We start from the raw sequence: 19,790 nt of genomic DNA, 5'->3' as shown, positions 1-19,790 counted from the left end.
GACCGGACCTTTACCCCTTCTTCGCCAGCTTCGCCTTCAGGGCCAGCTTGGCGGCGCGATAGCGGCTTGCCCAGCCGGGCTTTTCTTCCTGCGGGGCGCGGCTGATGGCCAGGGCGTCGGGGGCGACGTTCCGGGTCACCACGGTACCCGCGGCCGTATAGGCGCCATCGCCGACGATGACGGGAGCTACCAGGGTGGAATGGGTGCCGATGAACACGCCTTGGCCGATGGTGGTCCGGTGCTTCAGCACGCCGTCATAATTGCAGGTGATGGTGCCCGCCCCGATATTGGACCCGCCACCCACATCGGCATCGCCCAGATATGTGAGGTGGTTGGCCTTGGCGCCCGCCCCCATGTTGGTGTTCTTCAGTTCCACGAAATTGCCGATATGGGCGCCTTCACCCACATCGGTGCCGGGGCGCAGGCGGGCATAGGGGCCGATGATGGCGCCCTTGCGCACGATGGCCCCTTCCAGATGGCTGAAGGGCTTGATCTCCACCCCGTCCTCCACCGTCACGCCGGGGCCGAACACGACATGCTGGCCCACGGTGACGTCGCGGCCCAGTTTGGTGTCTGCCGCGAAATAGACCGTGTCTGGGTCCAGCAGGGTGGCGCCATTGGCCATGGCGGCCAGGCGCAGGCGAGCCTGGAAGATCTTTTCGATGCCGGCCAGCTCGGCCCGGCTGTTGACACCGGCCGTATCCTCCACCGGGCCTTCGACCACGGCACAGGCAAACCCCGTGGACCGGGCCACGGCCACGGCATCGGTCAGGTAATATTCACCCTTGGCGTTCTGATTGCCGATCCCGGCCAGAAGGTCGGCCATCCGCGCCCCGTCAAACGCCATGAAGCCGGCATTGCACAGGGTGACGGCGCGTTCGTCGGGCGTGGCGTCCAGGAATTCGACGATCTTTTCCAGGCCCCCGTCGGCACCCAGGATCAGGCGGCCATAGGCACCGGGATCGGCCGGGCGCATGCCCAGCACGACGACCGCCGGATCGGTGTCGCCATGGCGGGCGGCGATCATGGCCGACAGGGTGGCCGGCGTAATCAGGGGGCTGTCGCCATACAGCACCAGCACATCGCCCGTGAAGCCTGTCAGCTGGCCCATGGCGGCCATGACGGCATCGCCGGTGCCCAGCTGCCGTTCCTGGACCATGGTCACATGCGGGGCGACGGCGGCGGCGACATTGTCCATGCCGGGCCCGACGACGACGACGATCCGTTCCGGCGACAGGCTTTGCGCGGCATTGACCACATGGTTGACCATGGGCAGCCCGCCCAGCGGGTGCAGCACCTTGGGCAGGTCGGACTTCATGCGCGTACCCTTGCCGGCGGCAAGGATGATGCAGGCGAGCGGACGGTGGGTCATTCGTGTCGGGCCGGTCGGCAAGGGTGGACGTGGCTGCCGCTGTATCCTACAGAACCGGAGCCAAGCCAAGCGGAAGCGATGGAGAACAGGACTGTGACCACCCGATTTCCCACCCTGATCTTCGATTTCGATGGAACATTGATCGACAGCGCCCCCGATATCGCCCTGGGCCTGAACCGCCTGCTGGCGCAGGAAGGGCGGGCGTCACTGGCCTTGCCGACCGTGCATGGCTTCATCGGCGACGGGGCGGCACGGCTGGTCGAAAGGGCTTTTGCCGCCACCGGCCCGGCGCTGGCCGCCGATGGCATAGCGGAGATGACAGCGCGGTATCTGGCGATCTATGGCGCGCTGCCTGCCGATCCGGCCTGCCTCTATCCGGGTGTGGTGGCGACGTTGGGGGCATTGCAGGCCGCGGGCCACCGCCTGGGCCTTTGCACCAACAAGCCGGAAGCCATCAGTCACGATCTGCTGGCGGCGCTGGGGCTGGCCCGCTTCTTCACGGCCGTGGCCGGCGGCGATACGGTGGCGGAGCGCAAGCCGCACCCGGCGCCGCTGCTGTGGGTCATGGACCGGCTGGACGCGGATGCCGCCGGCACGGTGATGGTCGGCGACAATGCCAATGATGTGGGGGCGGCGCGCGGGGCCGGGGTGCGGGCCGTGGCCGTCGCCTATGGCTATCCCCGCATGCCGCTGGACCAGCTGGGGGCCGATCTGGTCATCGACCGGTTCGCTGACCTGCCGGCGGCGCTGGATCGCCTGCGCTGACCTGTTCCACCTGCTGCATCCCGGTCAGGTGCAGCTTCACGGCCCCCAATGGGCTTTCCATCTCCAGCCGCACCGGCACAGGCGGGCCGCCATCGGCGACGGGGGCGATGTAGAGCATGACGGGGACATCCTTGCGGGTCGCCCCCTCCCGGTCGCGGTCACGTTGCGGCCGGGCCTGCTTCCAGCGGCCGGCCAGCGGCTTGTAGCGGACGCTGCAGGTCAGGGCGCGGCCGGCATGGATCGACAGGTCGCTGGCGTCCAGCACGGTTTCCCCGGCCGTGGCGAACACCAGATCGTAACGCTGGCGTCCGTCATAGACCGGCACTGTCAGATCGCAGTCGCCCTGCCTTGCCACCCGGTCCAGAACGGCGACGATGGCCGATACCGGGTCGACGGTGCCACGGCGCAGGTCGTCGGGCACGGGTTCACGCTCCTTCTCCGGCGCCGGATCGGCCAGGGTCAGGACCGGAAGTCCGTCGGCGTTGTAATCCACGGTGGTCAGGCGCGGTTCGTCCCGCCAGCTTCCCTGGGCGGTAAAGCGGTGCGGCCGGGGCAGGGCGCCGGCCCAGCCGCCCTGGGCCTGGATGTCGGTCTTCCAGGCGGCGAGCTGTCCCAGGATTCCGTCCGTCTGCATCGCCATGCCCGCCTGATAGCCATCGGGGCCCAGTCCCAGACGGGCGTCGGCGTCCAGCACATGGACGCCCCCCACATGCAGACTGTAGGTCAAGGCCATTTCCGCCGCGGCGGCAGGGCCGGCGGCCAGGATGGCAAGGGCCAGAAGTGTCAGGCGGGCGCTGGGCTTTCGCATGAAGGTCGGCTCCTTGGAGATGGCGGCGGCTGGCCCCAGCCAGATGGTCCGCAACAGGGGCGGCCGCAAGGGCTGCGGCAGGTGATGGCGGGAAAAAACCGGGCGGCTGGAAATTTTCCCTTTGACAGGTCCCGATTGCCCCCTTATAAGCCCGCTCCACCGACGACGGATGGGCGCGTAGCTCAGCGGGAGAGCATCGCCTTCACACGGCGGGGGTCGCAGGTTCAATCCCTGCCGCGCCCACCATCCTCCGGTCCCAAAAAGCCGCTGGCTCCTTATGCCAGCGGCTTTTTTGCTTTTGGGCCAAGGTCTTGATCCGCGCTTACGAAGGGGGCGTCTTGCCCTTGCGCGCGGCTTCCAGCTTTTCCTCCTCCTTGCGGGATCGCCATAGCCAAGGCGCCTCCACCCGCCCGGCCCACAGACCCCGGCGAAACGAGGTGGCCCGGGCTTCGATCGATACATATTCCGGCGTCAGCGCGCGGTAGGCCAGGGCGTAACCGCGTTCGACCATGGCATAGGCAAGATCGTCGCCATTTTCCGCCCGGCACAGCGCCGTCTTCGCCCCCTTGCCGGCCACCTTGTCCTGAACCGTGCAGGAGATGGTGCGGTCATTGATCAGGCGCCGCAGCATCTCCGTCGACAGGGCGAAGCAATCGTAGGAGGTCCCCCTCACATTGACGCAGGTTTGGCCCTTGTCAGGGGCGTCGATGCCATAAAGGCGGAACTCCTGCCCGTTGACGCTGACCAGATCGCCTTCGATGGCCCGGCCCGGCCCTGTGACAGGGGCGCTGGTCTGGGCGTCGGCCGTGGTGACCGACAGCAGGAACAGCAGGAGTAAGGGTGTCACGATCCTCACAGCAGGCTTCCCCCGCCGGTGGCCGCAACGGCCGGGTGCAGCAGTTCTGGACCGTCATGGCGCACAGCATTCACCGCCTGGGATACAGGTGTCAGATTCAGGCTGCCATTGGCGGGGGAGCGCATCAGGGTGTGACGCGCCGCGTCCGGCGTGGCCGGATCCAGCCAAAGGGCGATGGCGGCATCATCGGGCAGTAGGACCGGTGTGCGTTCATGGATGCGTGCCAGGTCGTCGTTGGCGGCCGTCGTCAGGATGGTGCAGGTGAACAAGGGATCCCGGCCACCGCGCCAGATATCCCACAGGGCGGCGAAGCCCATGGGGCGACCGTCGGTGCGGGCTATGTAATAGGGTTGGCGACGGTCGCCCTGCTGCGGCCATTCGTAGAAGCCATTGGCGGGGATGACGGCGCGGCGCCGCTGCCAGGCCTCGCGGAAGGACGGCTTTTCCGCCGCAGTTTCACTTCGGGCATTGATCATGCGGGCGGCACCGGCCATATCCTGCGCCCAGGATGGAACCAGCCCCCAGCGCATCGCCGTGACCGACCGGCTGCCATGGCGATCCAGGCCGATCACCCCGATCTCCGCCGTCGGCGCAATATTGAAACGTGCCTCCAGCAGTCGGGGCGGCAGGTCGGCGCGCAGCCGCGCGTCGAAAGCATCGGCCAGGTCTTTCAGGTTTTTCTGTACAAATCGTCCGCACATGGCGGCATCAATCCCTTCTCCGTCGGTCGGGCAGCTTATACCATGTCCCGGTGATCGCAACCGATCCCCGGGCTTCAATCGCCGGCGCCGCCGGCTCGGCGACGCCGCATGTACGGTGCTGTGGCAGTCGCCGCCATACCCATTCCCGATGAGACCGGCTCATCGGGAATGGGCATTGCCCGCTGTCTTTCGGGGGCGAAAGCGGGGTTAACACCATCGCGACCTTGCCCTCGCGACGGGTGTTTCCAATATGGTTCGTGAAGGAAAGGTCACAGGACGGGAATGGGAACCCGCTGGTGGACCGTCCGTTGGCGGAAAAGGGGGCGTGGACAGGAGCCGGCATCGGGCCGGCGGGAGGTCGCATTGTCATTCTCTTCCAGCATTCTCATCACCCCGGCGGAACGCGCCGCACTTCTGGGCCTGGATCGGCCGTTGTCGCCGTCGCGCAGCCTTTGGCCGCGTCATCGCGCGGCGCGTGGTACCGAACGGCAGGAGGTGACCCTGCGCCTGGATGCCGATCTGGTCGAATGGTTCAAACGCGATGGTGGCGGTCCGCGCGGTATGCAGGCCCGCATCAACGCGGCCCTGCGCGCCTATGTGGCCGACCGAGAGGATAACCAGTAGCGCGTTCGGCAACGGAAGGGTTGCCCCCGCCGCTCCATCGCCTATGATCCGGCCGGACAGCCAAGGCGAGGAGCAGGCGCGCATGACCAAATTCGGCTTCGGACAGCCCGTCCCCCGCAGCGAGGATGCCCGCCTGTTGCGCGGCGAGGGCCGCTATACGGACGATGTCCGCGCGGCAGGGCAACTGGCCGCGTTCGTGCTGCGCAGCCCGCACGCCCATGCGCGAATCCTGTCCATCGATATCGCGGACGCCGCCGCCATGCCCGGTGTGCGCCTCATCATCACGGGGGCGGATCTCACCGAAGCCGGGATCAAGCCCATTCCCTGTGTCGTGCCCCTGAAGGTGCGGTCGGGAACGACGCTGGCCATGAAGCACCGGCCCGTCCTGGCTGTGGATGTGGTTCGCCATGTCGGCGAACCCGTGGCCTTCATCGTGGCCGACAGTCTGGCGGAAGCGATGGATGCGGCGGAAGCCGTGATGGTCGATTACGATCCACTGGACGCTGTGGCGGAGGCTGGTGACGCTCTGACCCACGCAGCGCAGGTGCATGGGGATGCACCAGCCAATCTTTGCTTCGACTGGGAAAAGGGGGATCCCGCGGCGACAGAGGCTGCCTTTACCCAGGCCGCCCGTATTGTCCGTCTGGACCTGGTCAATAACCGACTGATGGCCAATCCGATGGAAGGCCGCGCCTGCATCGCCGACCATGACGGGGAGGCCGGGGTGACCCGCCTGACCGTGGGCAGTCAGGGCGTGCATGACATGCGCGACATGTTGGCCGGCATCTTTTCGGAGCCGAAGACGAATTTCCATGTCCTGACCCATGATGTCGGCGGCGGATTCGGGATGAAGCTGTTCTGCTATCCCGAATATGTGCTGGCCTGCTTCGCCGCCCGTCGCGTCGGTGCGCCGGTTTCCTGGACCAGCAGCCGGGCGGAGGCATTCCTGTCCGACGATCATGGCCGGGACAACCTGACCACCGCTGAACTGGCGCTGGATGCCGATGGCCGCATCCTGGGTCTGCGCGCCGACATCATCGCCAACATGGGCGCCTATCTGTCCAACTATGCCACCTATATCCCGACGGAAAGCCAGGTGCGCATGCTGTCGGGCGTCTATGCCATTCCGGCCCTTTACGCGCGGGTCCGGGGTGTTTTCACCCATACCCAGCCCGTCGACGCCTATCGTGGTGCGGGCCGGCCGGAGGCGGCCTATCTGGTGGAACGGCTGATCGATAAGGCAGCGCGCGAAATCGGCATGGACCCGGCGCAGTTCCGCCGGATCAATGTCATCCCGCCAGCGGCCATGCCCTATGCCACGCCCTTGGGCCATGTCTATGACAGCGGCGATTTCGCCGGCACGCTGGATGCGGCCCTGGCCCGGGCCGACCGCGACGGATTCCCGGCCCGTCAGGCCAAGGCCCGGACGCAAGGCCGGTTGCTGGGCCTGGGCATCGCCACCTATATCGAGGCCTGTTCGGGTGGCGCGCCGGAGGCGGCTGAACTGCTGGTGAAGCCCGACGGTACGGTGCTGCTGCTGATCGGCACGCAGTCCAACGGCCAGGGCCACGAAACCGCCTATAAGCAGGTCATCGCCGAGGTGCTGGGCATCGCCCCGGACCAGATCACCATGATCCAGGGTGACAGTCAGCGCGTGAAGACAGGCGGCGGTACCGGCGGGTCGCGCAGCGTGCCCGTGGGCGGTGTGGCCGTGCGCGACGGGGCCGCCAATGTCATCGATCTGGCCCGCCCCGTGGCGGCCCGCCTGCTGGAAGCGGACGAGGCCGACCTGCGGTTCGAGGTTACGGAGGAAGGCGGGGGCTTTGCTGTCGCCGGCTCCAACCGCTTCGTGCCGTTCCGGGATGTTGCGGCTGCCGCCCCGGTCGATGATGACGGTTATGCCTTCAAGGGCAAGGCCCGCTGGGCCCCGCCGGCCAATACCTTTCCCAATGGGACCCATATCGTTGAAATCTCCGTGGAGATCGACACGGGCCTGCCGCGGATCGAGCGCTATACGGTGGTCGATGATTTCGGGACGGTGCTCAACCCCCTGCTGCTGGAAGGGCAGGTGCATGGCGGCATCGCCCAGGGGTTGGGACAGGCCCTGTTGGAGAAGGTGCGGTTCGATCCCGACAGCGGGCAATTGCTGACCGGGTCCTTCATGGATTACGCCATGCCGCGGGCCGACCATCTGCCCATGATCGACTTCTCCCTGCGTCCCGTTCCCTGCACCACCAACGCCATGGGCATGAAGGGTGCGGGGGAGGCCGGTGCCATCGGTGCCTGTCCCGCCATCATCAACGCCCTGGTCGACGCCCTGTCGCCCTGTGGCGTTGCCCATGTCGACATGCCGGCCACGGCACCCGTGCTGTGGCGGCTGATCCACCAATCGAAGGCCGCAGCGGCGGCATGACGAAAGCCATCATGAATTCCGAAGATCTGGCCGGGCTGCTGCCGGCCGTGCGCGCCGCCGCCGAAAAGGCCTCCGCTGCCATCCTGTGCCATTACGAGGCTGGGGCCGAAGCCACCACCAAGGCCGATGGCAGCCCCGTAACCGCGGCCGATAATGATGCCGACGCCATCATCCTGGCCGCCCTGCGCGCCCTGACCCCGGATATTCCCGTGGTGACAGAGGAGGAGGTGGCGGCCGGCCGCATTCCGGATATCTCCGCCGGCACCTTCTGGCTGGTCGATCCGCTGGACGGCACCAAGGAATTCATCAAGCGCAATGGCGAGTTCACGGTGAATATCGCCCTGATCCAGGATGGCGTGCCAGCACTGGGCGTCGTCATGCTGCCGGTGGGCGGCACGATCTATGCCGCCGCCGGCCCCGGCACCGCCGTGCGCGGTCGCCCAGGCCACCCCGACGAGCCCATCAAGGTCCGGGCGGTACCGGCCGTGGGCATGACCGTCCTGACCTCGCGCAGTCATGCCGACAACGCCGCCGTGGATGAGTTCCTGACGGGACGGCGGGTGGCCGAACGGGTGGCCGCCGGCAGTTCCCTGAAATTCTGCCGGGTGGCGGAAGGGGTGGGCGATGTCTATCCCCGTCTGGGTCCCACCTGCGAATGGGATATCGCGGCAGGCCACGCCGTGCTGCTGGGGGCGGGCGGCAGCCTGACCCTGCTGGATGGGGAACCCTTCCCCTATGGCAAGGCGCCCACCTTCCTGAACCCGCATTTCGTCGCCTGGGGTGGGGCGTGAGGGGCTGACGGCCGCCGCCATGGCCTGCGATGGCCATCACTGATGCCCTTGCCTGGATTATGTAGAAACATTCCAGATGTTCGATTTACTTCATCAGCAGGAAGGCACCCCCCCATGTCCCAATATGATTTCGACCTGTTCACCATCGGTGCCGGTTCCGGCGGGGTGCGGGCGTCGCGTATCGCGGCAGGACATGGCGCCCGCGTGGCGGTGGCGGAGGAGCGCTATTTCGGTGGCACCTGCGTCAATGTTGGCTGTGTGCCGAAGAAACTGCTGGTCTATGGCGCGGAATATGGCCAGGCGTTCCAGGATGCAGCCGGGTTCGGCTGGCATGTGGAGAATGTCCGCCATGACTGGAACGCCCTGATCGCCGCCAAGGACAAGGAGATTACGCGCCTGAACGGCATCTATCGCCGGCTGCTGGACGGGGCGGGTGTCACCATCTTCGAAGGGCGCGCCACCATTGTTGATGCCCATACTGTGGAGGTGAACGGCCAGCGTGTGACGGCGGAGCGTATTCTGATCGCGACGGGCGGTTGGCCGGAACTGCCGGACGAGCCGGGAGCCAAGGAGTATGGCATCACCTCGAACGAGGTGTTCTATCTGAAGACCTTTCCGCGGCGTGTCGTCGTGGCGGGCGGCGGCTATATCGCGCTGGAATTTGCCAGCCTGTTCAATGGGCTGGGCGCCAAGGTCACGCAGCTATACCGTGGGGAGCAGATCCTGCGCGGCTTTGACAGCGACGTGCGCGACTTTGTGGCGGACGAGGTGCGCAAGGCCGGCATCGACCTGCGCATCCGAACCATCATTACCCGGATCGAGAAGATGGAAGGCGGCCTGCTGGCCCATCTGTCGGACGGAACCACCCTGGAATGTGATGCCGTCGTCTATGCCATCGGCCGCAAGCCGATGAGTTACGGCCTGGGCCTGGAAGCGCTGGGCGTGGAAAAGGACGCGGCCGGCGCCATCAAGGTCGATGATGAGTACCGCACGTCAGTGCCCAGCCTCTATGCTCTGGGCGACGTCACCAACCGCGTGAACCTGACGCCGGTCGCCCTGGCCGAAGGCCATGTGCTGGCCGACCGGCTGTATGGCAACCGGCCGCGTGACGTGAATTACGACAATATCCCCACGGCCGTCTTCTCCATTCCGCCCGTTGCCACGGTCGGCATCACGGAGGAACGGGCCCGTGCCACGTTGCCGGGCGGGGTCGATGTCTATCGCACCAATTTCAAACCCATGCGCCACCAGTTGTCGGGCCGCGACCAGCGCAGCTTCATGAAGCTGGTGGTGGATCGTGCCACGCAGAAGGTGGTGGGATGCCACATGGTGGGGGCCGACACGCCGGAAATGATCCAGGGTGTGGCCGTGGCCATGAATGCCGGTGCCACCAAGCAGGTGTTCGACAATACCATCGGTCTGCACCCGACGGCGGCGGAGGAATTCGTCACCCTGCGCACGAAGTCGCCCGACCCGGAGTGAGCCGGGCGGGCGCCCTCGGCCTCGTCAGCCCCACATCCCGGTATCCCGGCGCAGCTGCGGCGGGATGCCGTAGCGGTAGGCCTCGCCGGCCAGCAGCTCCGTCAGAACAGACTGGAGCTGTCCGGCCAGACCTGCGAGACCGGTCTGGCGCCGCGACGGCGGTATGGTCTGGACGAGACGAAGGGTCTGGGGCCGCGAGGCTGCCCCATGGGCCAAATTCAGCTTTTGCATTTGATGGGTTCCTTTACCCGGTAGCGGCGTTGATAGGTTCCGTTACATGTAGTCTCTGGTATTCCTGCCTGGACGACAAACGAGTAATCCCGATAGGATGCAAAAGCAGATTTGATGCATAAGGGGTTTTGCGTATGGACAGGCGTCTTCCCCCCTTGAACGCGCTGCGTGCCTTTGAATCGGCCGCGCGTCATTTGTCCTTTACCAAGGCTGCGGATGAACTGGCGGTGACCCAGGCGGCCGTTTCCTATCAGATCCGGCAGTTGGAAGAGCATATAGGCCGGGAGCTGTTCCGTCGCCTGACGCGGAAGCTGGAACTGACCCCCGCGGGTCTGGAGTTGCAGGTGGCAGTGGAGGATGCGTTCGACCGCATCCGGTCCACCATGCACAAGCTGACGGACGCGGCGGAGGACAAGGTGCTGTCGGTGACGACGCTGCCGACCTTCGCCTCGCATTGGCTGGTGCCGCGCCTGGGGCATTTCCAGCTTCGGCATCCCGATCTGGCGGTACGGCTGGACAGTTCCGTCGGTCTGTGTGACCTGAACAGCCAGTTCGACATCGCCATCCGGTCCGGCATGGGGCAATGGCCGGGCATGGTGGCGGAACCGCTGGTGGAATATACGCTGACCCCGGTTCTCAGCCCGATCCTGGCGGAAAGGGTAGGCGGCATCCGGCATCCGTCCGATCTGGCCGGGTTACCATTGCTGGATTATGCCCATCACGAAGATGTCCGTTACTGGCATCTGTGGTTTGCATTGGCGGATGTCGCAGTCGACCGGCTGCGGACCGGGCCGCAATATGATGTCCAGGCCATCACGGGGCAGGCGGCGGTGATGGGGCAGGGCGTGGCTCTGGTCTGCCCGGCCTTTTTCGCCGCTGATATCGCTGCCGGAAGATTGGTCGTACCGTTTCCGGACCTTATTCTGCGAACTGATCGGTCCTACTGGCTGGTCTGTTCGCAACGGCGCATCGACGAACCGAAGATCAAGGCCTTCCGGGACTGGATATTGTCGGAAGTGGCGGCCTGCACCGGTCAGTGCGGCGCGCTGGGCGGGATGTTGAACGTCCTGCCGCCGATCCCGCTCCGCGTCCCGGCTTGACTATACTTTCGGACAGGTATTGCATTTATATACGAAGGGGTAGTTGCGTCCTGCAATCGGCGCTGTTGCAGAAATCCACTATTCCAGGCGCCAGCCCAGGAGGACGGCCGTGCGGGCGGCAAGAATGCCGATCAGGGCGCCGATGGCGGCGGGCAGGGTGGCAACGGCGGCCGCGATCAGGCCGCGCTCGATCCCGGGCATGGAACTGCCAGGCGGCGGATGGGCCAGCAGATGCGCTAGCAGCACGCCTCCGGCCAGGCCCAGAATGCCCAGGACGGCGAGGCGCGGGATGAACAGGGCCAGCAGGAAGGCCGAGGCCGCCAGGATGGCCAGCGTCCCGGACAAGGTGTCGGCGGTCAGATCCCACAGCCCGGCACAGGCACCCATCAGGGCGGCCAGACCCGACACCATCAGTAATTTCGTCGTGGCCATCATGCGATCGGCCCTTTCCTTCAACTCCGCAATCGCCCTTCGGCGTATGGGATGAAGATGGGCGTCGATTGCGGCGAAAGCCGGTCAAGGGCCGGGCGGCGGCGGGGCGGGCCGACGGTGATGCCAAGGCCCGACCCGTTCCACCGGTCTTTGTCACAGCAGGACGGCGGGTTATTCCGCCGCCATGGCCTGCCGCATGGGTGGGGTGAACAAGGCCACCTTGGGCAGGGGACGGTCGGCATGCAGGCCGGCCATCGCTTCGCTCTGCTTCGCGGATGCGCGCGTCAGTTCGGCATGTTCGCGGACCAGGTTACGCAGCACGGCCCAATGGCGACGGATGCTGTCCTCCACCTCCCGGATTCGCATGTCCGGGGCGGCAGGTTCTGCCGTCAGGGCGGCAAGAATTTCCGAGAGACCAATGCTGGATTGGGGTTCATCCAGCAGGCGCAGCCCGGCGGGCAAGCCGTCATTATTGCTGGAGGCCTTGGAATCCTTGGTGCGCAGGAAACCGCCGGAGGACTTGCCAGCGGTGGGGCGGTGAAGTCGGTCGTGCATGTCTGACCCTCCCGGTGAAACGGATAGGGACGGGGGAAGCAAAGACCGTGCCGAATACAACCGGGCGTTTTCTGCCTCTCTCTTTCGGGTGGAGAGCGGGTGAAGTGAGGCTCAGCGCCGGCCAAACAGCCGCTCGATATCGCCCAGTTTCAGTTCCACATAGGTGGGACGGCCATGGTTGCACTGTCCGCTGTGCGGGGTGGCTTCCATCTGGCGCAGCAGGGCGTTCATCTCCTCCACATTCATGGGCCGCCCGGCGCGGACGCTGCCATGGCAGGCCATGCGCGAACAGATGGATTCCAGCTTGTCCTTCAACGCGTGGGCATCGCCCAACTCGGCCAGCTCATCGGCGATATCCTTGATCAGGCCGCGTATATCGGCGCGGTTGCCCAGCATGGCCGGTGCCTCCCGCACCACCACCGCACCCGACCCGAACGCCTCCAGCCCCAGCCCCAGCTCTGCCAGTTCCGGTGCGCGTTCGCCCACCCGTTCTGCGTCGGCCGGGTCCAGTTCCACCACTTCCGGGATCAACAGCATCTGGCGTTTCACGCCCTCGCCCAGCATCTCCTTCTTCATCCGTTCATAGACCAGCCGCTCATGGGCGGCATGCTGGTCAACGATGACGATGCCATTGTCGGTCTGGGCGACGATGTAGGTGGCGTGCAACTGCGCCCGTGCGGCCCCCAGCGGGAAATGGACCGGCGTGGCGGCGGTGGCGTCTGCCTCCTCCATGCGTGCGGCGGGGGCAAAATCGACGGGTGCTGTGGCCGCGGGGCCGGTGACCGGCTGTGGGGACTGGAACCGGAAGGCCGCTTCGGCCATCTCCCGTGCCACCGGCGGCGGGGCATGGTGCTGACCATAGGGCGTGGGCAGCCAGGGCCGGGCTGGCTGTGGTTCCCAAAGCAGGTTGGATTGCGGGGCCACGCGCGGGGTCAGGCTGGCCAGCGTGTCGGTGGCCACCGTCGTGCTGGCGCGGTGTCCGGCGGCGGCCAGGGCATGCTTCAGCGCGCCCACGATCAGGCCACGGATCAGCGCCTGATCGCGGAACCGCACCTCCGTCTTGGCAGGGTGGACATTCACATCCACGTCGTGCGGGTTCAGCGTCAGAAACAGCGCCAGCACGGGATGACGGTCACGGGCCAGGAAGTCGGCATAGGCGCCGCGCACGGCCCCGACCATCAGCCGGTCCTTCACGGGACGGCCGTTGACGAACAGATATTGGCCGGCGGCCGTGGGCTTGTTGTAGGTGGGAAGGCCGATATGGCCGACCAGCCGGACGCCGGCCCGGTCGGCATCGACGGGGATGGCGTTTTCCTGGAATTCCCGCCCCAGGACCGACCCCAGCCGGACCAGCCGGGCCGCCTCTTCATCCCCTGAACTGGCGGCCAGGCGCACGGGTGTGCGCCCATCGTCGGTAACGGTGAAGGCCACGCCGGGATGGGCCATGGCCAGCCGTTCCACCACATCGATGGCATGCTGGCTTTCCGTGCGGCTGCCCTTCAGGAATTTCAGCCGGGCCGGGGTGGCATAGAACAGGTCCCGCACCTCCACCCGCGTGCCCAGCCCGCCGGGGGCGGGGCCCACGGGATGGACGGCGCCGCCTTCCACCAGAATGGCGCTGGCATGGTCGGCATCTTCGGTGCGGCTGGTGATGGTAAGCCGGCTGACGGCCCCGATGCTGGGCAGCGCTTCACCGCGAAAACCCAGGGTGCGGATGTCTGTCAGGTCGCCATCGGGCAGCTTCGACGTGGCATGGCGTTCCACGGCCAGGGCAAGCTGGTCCGGGTCCATGCCGCAGCCGTCATCGGCGACGGACAGCAGCGCCTTGCCGCCATCGCGCAGGGTCACATCAATGCGCCGCGCCCCGGCATCCAGCGCGTTCTCCACCAGTTCCTTCACGGCGGCGGCGGGTCGCTCCACCACCTCGCCGGCGGCGATCTGGTTGACGAGATTGTCGGGAAGGCGGCGGATGGTCGGCATGGCTTGGTCATAGCACCGATGGGGGCTTCGCGCCAAGTCACCCACAAGTTATGGCATGGTCGACCGGGATGATGGTCAGCCCGGCAGCCTAAGCCCCTCCACCACCGCCAATTGTTCACGCCGGACCTTCGTGGCGGCCAGCCGGACATTTGTCAGGTCCGCCCCCTTCATGTCGGCCTGCATCAGGTTGGCGAAGGACAGGTCGGCGCCGGTGAAATTGGTCTTCACCAGCCGGGCGCCGGACAGGTTCGCATAGCGCAGCTTCGCACCGGCCAGTTCGGCCCGGACGATGCGGGTATCGTCGATCTTCAGATAGCCCAGATTGGCACCCGACAGGTTGGCGTTGGCCAGATGCGCGTCGGTCAGGTTGACGCCGCGCAGGTCGCAGCCGGACAGGTCGGCGCCGCGCAGATCCGCACCGGCCAGATTGCCAACCTGGATTTGCGCGCCCGACAGATCGACGCCATAGAGGATGGCCTGTGGCGCGTAAAGCCGGGTCAGGCAGGCGTGGGAAAGGCAGTTGGCCCCGCGCAGGTCATAGCCCTTCAGGTCCAGTGCCAGTCCCGCCTGACCCGCCGTGCCCACCCATTCGGCATGCAGCTTGATCATCTCTTCCAGCGGCCTGGGCAGATCGCTGACGGGCTTGCCGGCTGGCTTGTCGGTCAGGGCGCCCGCCATGTCCGTCCCGCCCAGTTCCGTCATGACCAGCAGGGCGTTGGTCAGCACGGCCCCCTTCAGGCTGGCGCCGCGCACATCGGCGCCGGACATGTCGGCCCCCTCCAGGATGGCGCCGTCCAGGGTGGCGTTGCGCAGGTTGGCGCGCACCAGTTTGGTTCCGCGCATCACCGCATCCGTGAAGTCGGTATGCATGGCGACGGCGCCGGACAGCTTGGCCTGCGACAGGTTGGCATTGGCCAGTTTTGCGCCCTGCATGTCGGCGGGGCTGGCGTCGCTTTCCACGACGACGATCCTCAGGCTGCCATCGGCGCCGCGTTCGGCCAGGGATCCGTCGCGCAGGTCGGCGCTGACCAGATTGGCGCCCGTCAGGTCCGCCCCGCGCAGGCTGGCGCCGCGCAGGTCGACCTTGACCATGGAGGCGCCGGTCAGGTTCGCTTCCCGCAGGTCGGCGGCGAACAGGGTGCAGCAATCCAGCGTGGCACCCGCCAGATTGGCCCGGCGCAGGATGCAGCCCGTCAGGTCGGCGTGCGCCAGATCACGACCCGCAAGGTTCAGCCCCGCCAGATCGTAATTGGCCAGCACGGCGCGGGCACCGCCCATGCGGGCATTGCGGAACATCTCGTGCCGCTTCAGCAACGCATCAAGCTGTTCCTGTGTAACCTTATGGAAGGAGCGCTGTTCGCCCACCCTGGTCTTCCCCTGTCCGTCCCGGTGCGGGACTTCATACGGGGATATTACCGGCCTTGGCCCGACAGATGAAGTCCCGCATGGGGGCTATTCTTCTGGATGGTTGGGGGGGGGGGGAAAGCCTTTGCTTGCGGCCATGCAGCGAAACCGGCCGCCCGATGAGGCGGCCGGCATGGACATTCACGATTGGAAAGGGCGTCAGGGGCTCGTCACCCCACCTTGCCGCCATTCACCAATCCGATCAGTCCGGCCGTGCTGGCATCATGCGACTTGGCCGCGTCGCCTTCCAGTTCCGGCAGGATGACCTTGGCCAACTGCTTGCCCAGTTCAACCCCCCACTGGTCGAAGCTGTTGATGTTCCAGACGATGCCCTGGACGAACACCTTGTGTTCATAAAGGGCGATCAGCATGCCCAGGCGATAGGGATCGATCGCGTCGACCAGGATGGTGTTGGTGGGGCGGTTGCCGCTGAAGACCTTGTGCGGCAGCAGGGCTTCCAGCGCCGGGCCCGCCTTACCCTCCTTCACCAGCTCCGCCCGAACTTCGTCGGCATTCTTGCCGCGCATCAGCGCTTCGGTCTGGGCCAGCGTGTTGGACAGCAGCATGGCATGGTGCCGGCCCGTCGGGTTCTGGCTGGTGATCGGGGCGATGAAATCGCAGGGGATCAGATGCGTGCCCTGGTGAATCAGCTGATAGAAGGCATGCTGACCGTTTGTCCCCGGCTCCCCGAAGATGATGGGGCCGGTGGCATAGTCGACCGCATTGCCATCGCGGTCCACCGACTTGCCGTTGCTTTCCATGTCCAACTGCTGGAGATAGGCGGGCAGGCGGGCCAGATATTGGTCATAGGGCAGGACCGCATGGGCCGCGGCACCCCAGAAATTGCCGTACCAGACCCCCAGCAGGCCCAGGATGACCGGCATATTGGCCGCCAGCGGGGCGGTCCGGAAATGCGCGTCCATGGCATGGGCGCCGTCCAGCAGTTCCCCGAACTTCTCCGGACCGACCATCAGGGCGATGGGCAGGCCGATGGCCGACCACAGGCTGTAACGGCCACCCACCCAGTCCCAGAAGCCGAACATGTTGTCGGTGTCGATGCCGAACTTCGCCACCTCTGTGGCGTTGGTCGACACGGCCACGAAATGCTTGGCCACCGTTTCCGGCGTGCCGCCATTGGCCAGGAACCAGTCGCGGGCCGTATGGGCGTTGGCCAGCGTCTCCTGCGTGGTGAAGGTCTTGGACGCGATGATGAACAGGGTGGTGGCCGGATCGACCTTGCGCAGCACCTCGGCAATGTGGGTGCCATCGACATTGGAGACGAAATGCGCCTGCAGATGCGGGTGGTGCCAGGGCGTCAGGGCCTGGGTCACCATCACGGGGCCCAGGTCGGATCCGCCGATGCCGATATTGACGATATCGGTGATGGGCTGGCCGTCATACCCGCGCCAATCCCCGTCGCGCACCTTGTGACAGAAGGCGTAGAGGCGGGCCAGCACCTCCTGCACGCCGGGCATCACGTCCTGCCCGTCCACCAGGATGGGCTGGTCGACACGGTTGCGCAGCGCGATGTGCAGCACGGCACGGTCTTCGGTGATGTTGATGCGCTCGCCCGCGAACATGGCGTCGCGCATGGCTTCCACCTTCTGCTGACGCGCCAGGTCGGTCAGCAGCGACAGCGTCTCGTCGGTGACGCGGTTCTTGGCATAATCCAGCAGCATCCCGTCGAAGGCGATCCGATAGCGGTCGAACCGACCGGGATCGGCGGCGAACAGGTCACGCATGCCCGTGCCTTCCAAAGAGGCACGATGGGCGGCAAGCGCCTTCCAGGCGGGGGATTGGGTCAAGGCGGACATGGGATGGTCTCCGGCGCGGGGCGGGCGGGTGCGGGCAAAGTGATAACACGATCCGTGGCAGGGACAAGTAATCCTGTAACGGAAAAATTCAAAAAATCCGGTTATTCTGCAACATCACGGAAAGGCATCAGAAGGCTTCCGGGTCGCCATCGAACGGCACAACGGTACCGACGCGATAGCCCTTGTCCTGGTTGAAGCGCATGCTGGCCTTGGCCAGGGCCATCTTTTCCGCGGCGGCCCAGACCAGATATCGCCGACCGACCTTCCAGGACTGTGTCACCTCCTCGGGGGCGCCGCGGGCCAGACTGTTGAAATCCGGATGGCTGATCGGGATCAGGAAGGCGGTGTCGCCGACATTCTTGCGCTCGTCAAAGACATAAAGCTGGGTGTCTGCCACCTTCTCATGGGCGGCCTGCTGCTCACATTCCTGGATGATACGGTCCAGCTCGGCCAGTTCATGCTCCATCTGCCGTGCCTCGCGCTTCAGCGCCAAGGTTCCGGCCGCTTGCTCACGCACGACACGGCTGGCGGCGGTGACACGATTCTGCTGCCCGTTCTGGCGGCGCTGGGCCATGCGCATGCGCTTGCGCACGTTGGTCATCATCTGGATGGCGACCACCCCGCCGCCGAGAATGCCGAACCAGAGGGGCAGGCTGTCGAACAGGCGGTCGGGTATCATCCCGTCACCTTTTCGTTGGCAGCGGTTTCCATGGCGGCACTTTCCAACGCGGACAACTCGTCGGCCTCGCTCTGTGGTTCAGAGATTTCGGCGATGAAGAAACCCGTGGCCGGCGGGAAAGACCGCTCTGCCAGGATCTTGGCATCCCCGATGGTGGGGGCCCAGATCACCACCTGTTGTGTGCGCGACCAACTCCGCGACAGGAACGGGTGTTCCTTCTGATCCATCTGCGCACGCTGGACATGGCGGTTCACCACATGGGCGATGAATTTCCGCGCCGGCCGCTCCGACCGCAGGAACGCATCCTCCTCTCCCAGAACGCGCATCAGCTGCGACCGGGCGATCTTCAAATCCATGATCTTCTTGTTGATCATGTAATGGCGCCGGCGGGCCGATTTTACCTTGGCATCCAGCTTCACCAGAATGGGCAGCATCTTTTCCCGTCGCGCCTGCAGGCGCTGGGCGATGATGCCCATACGCTGCATGCGCCCATCCAACCCGGCACTTTCCTGCCGTCGACGGACGGCCGTTTCCGCCATATGGGCGATGGCCGCCCCCAGCAGATATGCAATGCCGCCGATCATGAAGAAGGCGATGCCAGCCTCTGTCAGCTTTTCGAACATGGGTGGCGGCACCGGTGCGTTGCGGGGGGCAGCGATCTAGCTCGCCGCATTATAGATCGAATGACCGCCACGCGGGAAGCGACCTGGCGATGGCCTTGATGGAGGGCGTAATGACAAAGAAAACCCGCCAGCCCGGGGGCGGGCGGCGGGTCAGGGGAATGGTCGTCGGTGGTCGGAGCTTGGCTGCTTCCCCGAACACCACTGAGAGGGTGTGTCAGTCCAGGCAGGTTAATCAGGATTTTCCCGCCTGGATGTGACGTGTGTCACGCGGGGTTCAGGTCGATCAGTTCCCCATGCAGGGCACAGGCCGGTACCGTGAATTCGACGATGGCGCGTGCCACCTCGTCAGGCTGGCGCAGGGTCGCGGGGTCTTCGCCAGGGAACGCCTTGGCGCGCAGGCTGGTGGCCACGGGGCCGGGGTCGACCAGATTGATGCGCAGGTTGGTGTTCAGTGTCTCCGCCGCCCAGGTCCGGGCCATCATGTCGATGGCGGCCTTGGACGCGGCATAGGCCGACCAGTAGGCCGTGGCTTCGCGCCCGACGCGATCGGTCAGGAACAGGGCGCGGCCGGCATCAGATCGGCGCAGCAGCGGATCGGTCGTGCGAATCAGCCGCATGCCGCCAGCCACCGCCGTCCCCATGACCCTGTCCCAATCCTTGGGGTCGGAATGTGCAATGGGGCCGAGCGTGCCGAGCTGGGCCGCAGCATGGACCAGAATGTCCAGCCGGCCGAACCGCTCGTACAGGGCCGGGCCCAGATTATCGAGCTTGGCGCCGTCGGCCAGATCCTGGGGGACCAGGGTGGCAGCACCACCCAGGGCCTTGATCCGATCATCCATTTCCTCCAGCGCGCCGACCGTGCGGGCGACCAGCACGACATGCGCACCCTCCCGCGCCAATTGTTCGGCCACGGCGGCGCCGATGCCGCGCGACGCCCCTGTCACCAGGGCTACGCGGCCGGTCAGCCGCGGAGAGGGGGTTTGAGTGGAACCGGTCATGACGGATCTCTGATTGGGAACAGGCGCCGTTACCTAGCGCATTCGGCTTCGCAGGGAAAGCGACGGATCGCCGCCCCGCCGGCCATCGGCAATTCGTTTCGGCTGCAAAATAAAAAAAGGGGAGGTGCCGGAACACCTCCCCTTTCATTTCTTAACCGGAAT

Annotated in this window: 19 protein-coding genes and 1 tRNA gene; 7 read left to right on the top strand and 13 right to left on the bottom strand. The window is 66.0% G+C overall.

The genetic code is table 11. The features are described from left to right. Positions 1-10 precede the first annotated feature (10 nt). Positions 11-1,372: a bifunctional UDP-N-acetylglucosamine diphosphorylase/glucosamine-1-phosphate N-acetyltransferase GlmU gene (gene glmU, locus ACODTW_RS04085; RefSeq protein ID WP_488944636.1), complete on the bottom strand. Its 1,362-nt coding sequence runs from the start codon at positions 1,370-1,372 to the stop codon at positions 11-13. A gap of 93 nt (positions 1,373-1,465) precedes the next feature. On the opposite strand from glmU, the gene gph reads away from it, so the two are divergent. Then, positions 1,466-2,137, top strand: a complete 672-nt coding sequence (gph, locus tag ACODTW_RS04080) for a phosphoglycolate phosphatase (protein ID WP_488944634.1) — start codon at positions 1,466-1,468, stop codon at positions 2,135-2,137. Here the strand turns inward: gph and ACODTW_RS04075 are convergent. Continuing rightward, positions 2,088-2,945 (bottom strand): DUF3108 domain-containing protein, encoded by an 858-nt coding sequence (locus ACODTW_RS04075; RefSeq protein ID WP_488944633.1) that lies wholly within the window; start codon positions 2,943-2,945, stop codon positions 2,088-2,090. The genes gph and ACODTW_RS04075 overlap by 50 nt on opposite strands. 171 nt (positions 2,946-3,116) lie before the next feature. Between ACODTW_RS04075 and ACODTW_RS04070 the strand changes: the two genes are divergently transcribed. Next, positions 3,117-3,191 (top strand) — tRNA-Val (locus ACODTW_RS04070). 76 nt (positions 3,192-3,267) lie between these two features. Here ACODTW_RS04070 and ACODTW_RS04065 read toward each other — a convergent pair. Next, positions 3,268-3,792, bottom strand: a complete 525-nt coding sequence (locus tag ACODTW_RS04065; protein ID WP_488944632.1) for a thermonuclease family protein — start codon at positions 3,790-3,792, stop codon at positions 3,268-3,270. 5 nt (positions 3,793-3,797) lie between these two features. Continuing rightward, positions 3,798-4,502 (bottom strand): SOS response-associated peptidase, encoded by a 705-nt coding sequence (locus tag ACODTW_RS04060; protein ID WP_488944631.1) that lies wholly within the window; start codon positions 4,500-4,502, stop codon positions 3,798-3,800. A gap of 363 nt (positions 4,503-4,865) precedes the next feature. Here ACODTW_RS04060 and ACODTW_RS04055 point away from each other — a divergent pair, with 363 nt between their 5' ends. The 4 genes from ACODTW_RS04055 to gor all read left to right on the top strand — a co-directional run bounded on the left by ACODTW_RS04055 (position 4,866) and on the right by gor (position 9,812). Beyond that, positions 4,866-5,126, top strand: coding sequence for a BrnA antitoxin family protein (locus ACODTW_RS04055; RefSeq protein ID WP_488944630.1), 261 nt, complete (start codon positions 4,866-4,868; stop codon positions 5,124-5,126). Positions 5,127-5,208: 82 nt separating this feature from the next. Further along, complete coding sequence (locus tag ACODTW_RS04050) at positions 5,209-7,539, top strand: xanthine dehydrogenase family protein molybdopterin-binding subunit (protein ID WP_488944629.1); 2,331 nt, start codon at positions 5,209-5,211, stop codon at positions 7,537-7,539. 11 nt (positions 7,540-7,550) lie between these two features. Beyond that, positions 7,551-8,330: a 3'(2'),5'-bisphosphate nucleotidase CysQ gene (cysQ, locus tag ACODTW_RS04045; protein WP_488944628.1), complete on the top strand. Its 780-nt coding sequence runs from the start codon at positions 7,551-7,553 to the stop codon at positions 8,328-8,330. Positions 8,331-8,444: 114 nt separating this feature from the next. Then, a complete protein-coding gene (gene gor, locus ACODTW_RS04040) occupies positions 8,445-9,812 on the top strand; it encodes a glutathione-disulfide reductase (protein ID WP_488944627.1) in 1,368 nt (455 codons plus the stop codon). Between the two features lie 24 nt (positions 9,813-9,836). Here gor and ACODTW_RS04035 read toward each other — a convergent pair whose 3' ends face one another. Beyond that, complete coding sequence (locus ACODTW_RS04035) at positions 9,837-10,043, bottom strand: hypothetical protein (protein WP_488944626.1); 207 nt, start codon at positions 10,041-10,043, stop codon at positions 9,837-9,839. Between the two features lie 134 nt (positions 10,044-10,177). On the opposite strand from ACODTW_RS04035, the gene gcvA reads away from it, so the two are divergent. Continuing rightward, positions 10,178-11,143, top strand: coding sequence for a transcriptional regulator GcvA (gcvA, locus tag ACODTW_RS04030; RefSeq protein WP_488944625.1), 966 nt, complete (start codon positions 10,178-10,180; stop codon positions 11,141-11,143). 78 nt (positions 11,144-11,221) lie between these two features. Here the strand turns inward: gcvA and ACODTW_RS04025 are convergent, their stop codons facing one another. The 8 genes from ACODTW_RS04025 to ACODTW_RS03990 all read right to left on the bottom strand — a co-directional run bounded on the left by ACODTW_RS04025 (position 11,222) and on the right by ACODTW_RS03990 (position 19,628). Then, positions 11,222-11,578: a hypothetical protein gene (locus ACODTW_RS04025; RefSeq protein ID WP_488944624.1), complete on the bottom strand. Its 357-nt coding sequence runs from the start codon at positions 11,576-11,578 to the stop codon at positions 11,222-11,224. 168 nt (positions 11,579-11,746) lie between these two features. Continuing rightward, positions 11,747-12,130, bottom strand: coding sequence for a hypothetical protein (locus tag ACODTW_RS04020; protein ID WP_488944623.1), 384 nt, complete (start codon positions 12,128-12,130; stop codon positions 11,747-11,749). 111 nt (positions 12,131-12,241) lie between these two features. Next, positions 12,242-14,110, bottom strand: a complete 1,869-nt coding sequence (gene mutL / locus ACODTW_RS04015) for a DNA mismatch repair endonuclease MutL (RefSeq protein ID WP_488944622.1) — start codon at positions 14,108-14,110, stop codon at positions 12,242-12,244. Positions 14,111-14,185: 75 nt separating this feature from the next. Next, positions 14,186-15,475, bottom strand: coding sequence for a pentapeptide repeat-containing protein (locus ACODTW_RS04010; RefSeq protein ID WP_488944620.1), 1,290 nt, complete (start codon positions 15,473-15,475; stop codon positions 14,186-14,188). A 209-nt stretch (positions 15,476-15,684) separates the two neighbouring features. After that, on the bottom strand, positions 15,685-17,328 hold the full coding sequence (gene pgi / locus ACODTW_RS04005; RefSeq protein ID WP_488944619.1) for a glucose-6-phosphate isomerase: 1,644 nt from the start codon (positions 17,326-17,328) through the stop codon (positions 15,685-15,687). A 127-nt stretch (positions 17,329-17,455) separates the two neighbouring features. Further along, complete coding sequence (locus ACODTW_RS04000; protein WP_488944618.1) at positions 17,456-18,007, bottom strand: hypothetical protein; 552 nt, start codon at positions 18,005-18,007, stop codon at positions 17,456-17,458. Beyond that, positions 18,004-18,630 (bottom strand): hypothetical protein, encoded by a 627-nt coding sequence (locus tag ACODTW_RS03995; RefSeq protein WP_488944617.1) that lies wholly within the window; start codon positions 18,628-18,630, stop codon positions 18,004-18,006. The genes ACODTW_RS04000 and ACODTW_RS03995 overlap by 4 nt, the downstream gene beginning before the upstream one ends. A 263-nt stretch (positions 18,631-18,893) precedes the next feature. Beyond that, positions 18,894-19,628, bottom strand: a complete 735-nt coding sequence (locus tag ACODTW_RS03990; protein WP_488944616.1) for an SDR family NAD(P)-dependent oxidoreductase — start codon at positions 19,626-19,628, stop codon at positions 18,894-18,896. Positions 19,629-19,790: the final 162 nt, after the last annotated feature.

Source organism: Niveispirillum sp. FG148 (genome assembly GCF_057809655.1).
This window is presented reverse-complemented; position numbering and strand designations above follow the sequence as displayed.

Excerpts from the sequence above, each read along its gene's own strand:
- glmU (WP_488944636.1), bottom strand. The coding sequence starts at position 1,372 with ATGACCCACCGTCCGCTCGCCTGCATCATCCTTGCCGCCGGCAAGGGT.
- ACODTW_RS04075 (WP_488944633.1), bottom strand. The coding sequence starts at position 2,945 with ATGCGAAAGCCCAGCGCCCGCCTGACACTTCTGGCCCTTGCCATCCTG.
- ACODTW_RS04060 (WP_488944631.1), bottom strand. The coding sequence starts at position 4,502 with ATGTGCGGACGATTTGTACAGAAAAACCTGAAAGACCTGGCCGATGCT.
- ACODTW_RS04050 (WP_488944629.1), top strand. The coding sequence starts at position 5,209 with ATGACCAAATTCGGCTTCGGACAGCCCGTCCCCCGCAGCGAGGATGCC.
- cysQ (WP_488944628.1), top strand. The coding sequence starts at position 7,551 with ATGAATTCCGAAGATCTGGCCGGGCTGCTGCCGGCCGTGCGCGCCGCC.
- gor (WP_488944627.1), top strand. The coding sequence starts at position 8,445 with ATGTCCCAATATGATTTCGACCTGTTCACCATCGGTGCCGGTTCCGGC.
- ACODTW_RS04035 (WP_488944626.1), bottom strand. The coding sequence starts at position 10,043 with ATGCAAAAGCTGAATTTGGCCCATGGGGCAGCCTCGCGGCCCCAGACC.
- gcvA (WP_488944625.1), top strand. The coding sequence starts at position 10,178 with ATGGACAGGCGTCTTCCCCCCTTGAACGCGCTGCGTGCCTTTGAATCG.
- ACODTW_RS04025 (WP_488944624.1), bottom strand. The coding sequence starts at position 11,578 with ATGATGGCCACGACGAAATTACTGATGGTGTCGGGTCTGGCCGCCCTG.
- ACODTW_RS04020 (WP_488944623.1), bottom strand. The coding sequence starts at position 12,130 with ATGCACGACCGACTTCACCGCCCCACCGCTGGCAAGTCCTCCGGCGGT.
- mutL (WP_488944622.1), bottom strand. The coding sequence starts at position 14,110 with ATGCCGACCATCCGCCGCCTTCCCGACAATCTCGTCAACCAGATCGCC.
- pgi (WP_488944619.1), bottom strand. The coding sequence starts at position 17,328 with ATGTCCGCCTTGACCCAATCCCCCGCCTGGAAGGCGCTTGCCGCCCAT.
- ACODTW_RS04000 (WP_488944618.1), bottom strand. The coding sequence starts at position 18,007 with ATGATACCCGACCGCCTGTTCGACAGCCTGCCCCTCTGGTTCGGCATT.
- ACODTW_RS03995 (WP_488944617.1), bottom strand. The coding sequence starts at position 18,630 with ATGTTCGAAAAGCTGACAGAGGCTGGCATCGCCTTCTTCATGATCGGC.
- ACODTW_RS03990 (WP_488944616.1), bottom strand. The coding sequence starts at position 19,628 with ATGACCGGTTCCACTCAAACCCCCTCTCCGCGGCTGACCGGCCGCGTA.